Here is a 5,262-nt window from a genome sequence, read left to right as displayed (position 1 = left end):
GGCCCGCGGCCGACCCCGCGGCCGGTCCTGCCCCCGCCTCCGGACCGCCTCCGGCGGCCGTACCCGACCCCGCCCAGTCCGCCAGTGACTCGGCGGCGCCCACCAGGGCCTGGGCCAGTGCCGTGGTCCCCCACACGGCCGACTCGGAGGCGCAGCCCGCCTCCCGGGCCGCCGACTCGATCTGGCGGGTCACCAGCTCCACGATCTCCGCCCGCATGGCCGCCACTTCCCGCGCGAACGGCTCACCGTGGGTGCGCGCCTGGACATGCAGTACGGCCCAGCCGTCCGGGTGTGCCGCGGTGTGCGAGAAGAACCCGTACAGCCCACCCCACAGCTGGCGGTCGGCCGTCGCCCCCAGTTCCACCGCGCTGCGGATAGCCGTCACCAGCGACTGGGCCTCGCGTCTGATGCACGCGGTGAACAGCTCCTCCTTGGAGTGGAGATACAGATAGACCAGCGGCTTGGACACCCCCGCCGACTCGGCGATCTCGTCCATGGAGGCCGCCCGGTAGCCGCGCCGTGCGAAGATCCGTACCGCCGCGTCCAGCATCTGCTGCTCGCGGACCGCACGGGGCACCCGTTTGCTCTTCACCGCACCCAACTGAACCGCCCTCCGCCCCCGTTCCCCAGCTCTGGGCCCAGCGTACGTCCGCCGGCCGGCCCGGAGGCACGGCCGGGAACGCACGGATCGCCGCCTTCTCCGCGTACATGCCATAGATTCACGGGCACGGCGACCTACCGGCGAAGGAGGCGTGCGCGAGGTGTGCGGCGTGGCGGGCTGGGTGGACTTCGAACGGGACCTGACGGTACGGCAGGACGTACTGACCGCGATGACGGCCACCATGGCCTGCCGCGGTCCCGACTCCGAGGGGCACTGGGCCGGACGCCACGCGCTGCTGGGGCACCGCAGGCTCGCCGTCATCGACCTGGCCACCGGGCAGCAGCCGATGCACGGTCCGGCCGGTGCCCCGCGCCACGCCCCGCAGGCCGTGATCACCTTCAGCGGCGAGATCTACAACTACCGCGAGCTGCGGGCCGAACTGGCCGGCCGCGGGCACCGCTTCCGCACCGGCAGCGACACCGAGGTGGTGCTGACCGCCTATCTGGAATGGGGCGAGGACTTCACCGAGCGGCTGAACGGCATGTTCGGCTTCGCCCTCTGGGACACCAGGTCGGAGCGGTTGCTGCTGGTCCGCGACCGACTGGGCGTCAAACCGCTCTACTATCTTCCCCTCCCCGGCGGGCTGCTCTTCGGCTCCGAGCCCAAGGCGATCTGGGCGCACCCCGGCGCCGCCCCGGTGGTGGACCTGGACGGGCTGCGCGAGCTGTTCGCGCTGGCCAAGACGCCTGGCCACGCGGTGTACCGGGGGATGTACGAGGTGCGGCCCGGCCATCTGCTGCGGCTGACCCGGAGCGGGCTGCGCGATCGTGCGTACTGGACGCTGCCCACCGCCGAGCACACCGACACTCCGGCCGACACCGTCGGCACCGTGCGCGAACTGCTGGACGACACCGTGCGGCGGCAGCTGGTCGCCGACGTACCGCGCTGCACCCTGCTCTCCGGCGGCCTGGACTCCAGCGCGATCACCGCCCTGGCCGCCCGCCACCTGGCGGCCGAGGACTCCGGGCCGCTGGCCTCCTTCGCGGTCGACTTCACCGAGGGGCCTGCGGCAGCCCCCCGCGCCACCGGCCCCGCCCCGGGCGAACCGGCTCCCGCTCAGGACGCCCCGGGGCACCCGCCCGCGTACAGCCCCGACCGCCCGTACGCCCACGCCGTCGCCGCGCACACCGGCACCGCGCACACCGACATCGTGCTGCCGGTGGCCGACCTCGCCGACCCGCTGTACCGCACCGCCGCGCTCACCGCGCGCGATCTCCCGGTCGGCCGCGGCGAACGCGACACCTCGCTCTACCTGCTGTTCAAGGCAGTGCGCCGGCACTCCACGGTGGCGCTCTCCGGGGAGTCGGCGGACGAACTCTTCGGCGGTTACGGCTGGTTCCACGACCGCCGGGCCCTCGGCTGGGGCACCTTCCCCTGGATCGACGAGCACGGCCCCGGCTTCGCCCGCGCCCTCGACCGGCTCCTCGCCCCCGACCTGCGCGAGCGGCTCGACCTGGCCGGCTACCGCCGCCGGCGGTACCACGAGGCGCTCGCCGAGGTCGAACACCTCCCCGGGATCGACTCCCCGCGGGAGCGGCGGATGCGCGAGGTCGGGCACCTGGCGCTCACCCGCTTCCTGCCGCGCCTGCTGGAGCGCAAGGACCGGATGTCGATGGCCACCGGCCTGGAGGCCCGCGTACCGTTCTGCGACCACCGGCTGGTCGGGTACGTCCACAACGTCCCCTGGGCGCTGAAGACCCACGACGGCCGGGAGAAGAGCCTGCTGCGGGCTGCCGTACGCGACCTGCTCCCGGCCGCCGTCACCGACCGTCCCAAGAGCCCCTACCCCTCCACCCCGCACCGCTCCTACACCCGTGCGGTGGGCGAGCAGTTCGCCCGGCTGGCCGCCGACCGCGACCAGCCGGTGCACGCCCTACTCGCCCCGGACTGGCTCACCGAGGCAGCCGCCCGCGCCACCGCGCCCGCCGCCGACGCGCTGGACGACTACCTCGCCCGCTACGGCATGGAGACCGCGCTGCTGCTCAACGACTGGCTCCGGCGCGTCCCGGTCCGCCTGGAGCTGTGACGACGGCGGACGCCGCCCCGGTCCGCCCGGCCGCCGAACGGGGTTCGCCCCGTCCGGACCGCCGGGCGGCACGGAATCCGGCCGCGGCCGAACCCGACGGCCGGGTCAGGAGGTCAGGGGCACCGGCGCGGGGGTGCCGTAGAAGGTGATCGGCTGCCAGCCATGGCTTTCGACGATCTTGGACAGCGCGTTGGCGATCTCGATGGGCGGAACCTCGTGGCCGGCCGGGGTGTCCATCATCTCCACGCTGAAGGTGATCCCCAGCTCTCCGTCGACGCCGTTGGGGAGAGAGGCTCTGGCCCGGAACACGGTGTTCATGGGGAAGGTGTTCCCGGCCGCGGTCGCCACGCTCTCCCCGGACCCGGTGCCCCCGGCCTTCTTGTCCTCCGCGTGCTCCGCCCCCTCGTCCGCCTGGGCCGAGCCGGCGGAGGTGAGGACCGCTCCCGCCGCGGCGGTTCCCGAGTAACCCAGCAGTGAACGTCGTGAAATCCCGGACACGTGTCCTCCATTGGTCATGGCATCTCGTTGAAGCCAGCAACCGATCGTAAGGATCAAGGGGTTCCGGTGGTAGGTGAATGCGATCCTCCGCAAAAGCCGCTGCCACAGGGCCGGTTCGGACAGCGTGGGCGGGCCCGACAGCGCGATGGCCCGACGGCCTCCCGACGCCTACCGGCACCGGTCCGGCACCGGCCGGGCGCGGGTGTGCCGCACAACACTCCGGCGACCCGCGGCACCCTCAGGCGCCCGGGGTGCCGACCTCCTCGCGCCCCGGCCCGGCGGCCGCGGCAGGGGTGTCGGTCAGGCCGAGCCGGAGGTGTTCGACGTGGTAGAGCGCCTGGTCGAGGAGTTCGGCGACATGGTTGTCGTAGAGCGAGTAGACCACCGACCGCCCCCGCCGCTCACCGACCACCAGGCCGAGGTTGCGCAGCAGCCGCAGCTGGTGGGAGCAGGCGGACTGCTCCATGCCGACCTCGGTGGCCAGCTCGGTGGCCGCGAGCGGGCCTTCGCGCAGCCGGGCGAGGATCATCAGGCGGGAGGGGGTGGCGAGCGCCTGGAGGGTGGTGGCCACCTTGGCGGCGTCGGCCGCGTCCAGACGGGTGCGCGGGACGGGCGTGTTCGCGGGAGCGGCTCCATGACCCATGGATTCATGGTACTGATACCGGCGAATACATGAATCAATGTTCATACGTTCCTGTATGGTGAGGGGACCGGACCGTTCCCGGTCCCCCGCAGGCGAACGAAGGATCACCGCTGCGATGACCTCCACCCTCACCCAGCCGACCCGGACGTCCGACGCCGTCCGCGACGCGGCGCCGACCCGGCGCCGTACCCGGATCTTCGCCCTGCCCGAAGCCCGCTGGGCGGCCACCGCCCTGGTGCTCTTCCTGATCGCCCTGCCGCTGCACCTGCTCGGCGCCCCGGCGTGGGCCTGGGGACCGCTGTACGCGCTGGTGTACGTCACCGGCGGCTGGGAGCCCGGCTGGGCCGGCCTCCAGGCGCTCAGGGACAGGACCCTCGACGTCGACCTGCTGATGGTGGTCGCCGCGATCGGCGCGGCGGCGATCGGGCAGGTCCTGGACGGTGCGCTGCTGATCGTCATCTTCGCCACCTCCGGCGCCCTGGAGGCCATCGCCACCGCCCGGACCGCCGACTCGGTACGCGGCCTGCTCGACCTGGCCCCCGCCACCGCCACCCGCCTCACCGGCGACGGCGGCGAGGAGTCCGTACCCAGCGCGGATCTGCGGGTCGGCGACACCATCCTGGTCCGGCCCGGTGAGCGGGTCGGCGCCGACGGGCGGGTGCTGGACGGGGCGAGCGAGGTCGACCAGGCCACCATCACCGGGGAGCCCCTGCCGGTCGCCAAGGAGGCCGGGGACGAGGTCTTCGCCGGCACCCTCAACGGCACCGGCGCGCTGCGGGTGAGGGTCGAACGGGACCCCTCGGACTCGGTGATCGCCCGGATCGTGGCCATGGTCGAGGAGGCCTCCGAGACCAAGGCCCCGACCCAGCTGTTCATCGAGAAGGTCGAGCAGCGCTACTCGATCGGCATGGTGGCCGCCACCCTGGCCCTGTTCGCGCTGCCACTGCTCTTCGGCGCCGCCGTGCAGCCGACCCTGCTGCGCGCGATGACCTTCATGATCGTCGCTTCCCCCTGCGCGGTGGTGCTGGCGACCATGCCGCCGCTGCTGTCGGCCATCGCCAACGCGGGTCGCCACGGGGTCCTGGTCAAGTCCGCCGTGGTGATGGAGCGGCTCGGGCAGGTCGACCAGGTGGCCCTGGACAAGACCGGCACCCTCACCGAGGGCACCCCCCGGGTCACCGACGTCCGGCCCCTCGACGGCTCCCGCCTGGCGGAGGACGCGCTGCTGTCGCTGGCGGCCGCGGCCGAGCACCCCAGCGAGCACCCGCTGGCCCGGGCCATCGTGGACGCCGCCCGCACCCGGGGCCTGGCCATCCCGCCCGCGGAGGACTTCGGCTCCGCCCCGGGCACCGGGGTCACCGCCACGGTCGACGGCAGCACCGTCGCCGTCGGCAGCCCCGCACGCCTGCTCCACGGCACCTCCAGGCGCCCGGC

The 5,262-nt window shown here is 73.6% G+C and carries 5 protein-coding genes; 2 read left to right on the top strand and 3 right to left on the bottom strand.

What is annotated here, in order from left to right; all coding sequences use genetic code 11:
• Nucleotides 1-601 (bottom strand): TetR/AcrR family transcriptional regulator (locus E4099_RS28705; RefSeq protein ID WP_245245269.1); only part of this gene is annotated, 601 nt, incomplete at its 3' end.
• A gap of 160 nt (nt 602-761) precedes the next feature.
• Between E4099_RS28705 and asnB the strand changes: the two genes are divergently transcribed.
• Nucleotides 762-2,687 (top strand): asparagine synthase (glutamine-hydrolyzing), encoded by a 1,926-nt coding sequence (asnB, locus tag E4099_RS28700; RefSeq protein WP_135342042.1) that lies wholly within the window; start codon nt 762-764, stop codon nt 2,685-2,687.
• 105 nt (nt 2,688-2,792) lie between these two features.
• Here asnB and E4099_RS28695 read toward each other — a convergent pair whose 3' ends face one another.
• Nucleotides 2,793-3,203 (bottom strand): twin-arginine translocation signal domain-containing protein, encoded by a 411-nt coding sequence (locus tag E4099_RS28695; RefSeq protein WP_245245268.1) that lies wholly within the window; start codon nt 3,201-3,203, stop codon nt 2,793-2,795.
• A gap of 220 nt (nt 3,204-3,423) precedes the next feature.
• Nucleotides 3,424-3,828: an ArsR/SmtB family transcription factor gene (locus E4099_RS28690; RefSeq protein WP_135342039.1), complete on the bottom strand. Its 405-nt coding sequence runs from the start codon at nt 3,826-3,828 to the stop codon at nt 3,424-3,426.
• A 115-nt stretch (nt 3,829-3,943) separates the two neighbouring features.
• Between E4099_RS28690 and E4099_RS28685 the strand changes: the two genes are divergently transcribed.
• On the top strand, nt 3,944-5,262 hold a 1,319-nt coding region (locus E4099_RS28685), incomplete at its 3' end, for a heavy metal translocating P-type ATPase (protein WP_135342038.1).

Origin of the sequence: Streptomyces palmae (genome assembly GCF_004684805.1) — a bacterium.
GTDB lineage: Bacteria > Actinomycetota > Actinomycetes > Streptomycetales > Streptomycetaceae > Streptomyces > Streptomyces palmae.
This window is presented reverse-complemented; position numbering and strand designations above follow the sequence as displayed.

What these genes read in the sequence shown, in the direction of transcription:
- E4099_RS28695 (WP_245245268.1), bottom strand. Translation starts at nt 3,203, where the DNA reads ATGACCAATGGAGGACACGTGTCCGGGATTTCACGACGTTCACTGCTG.
- E4099_RS28690 (WP_135342039.1), bottom strand. Translation starts at nt 3,828, where the DNA reads ATGGGTCATGGAGCCGCTCCCGCGAACACGCCCGTCCCGCGCACCCGT.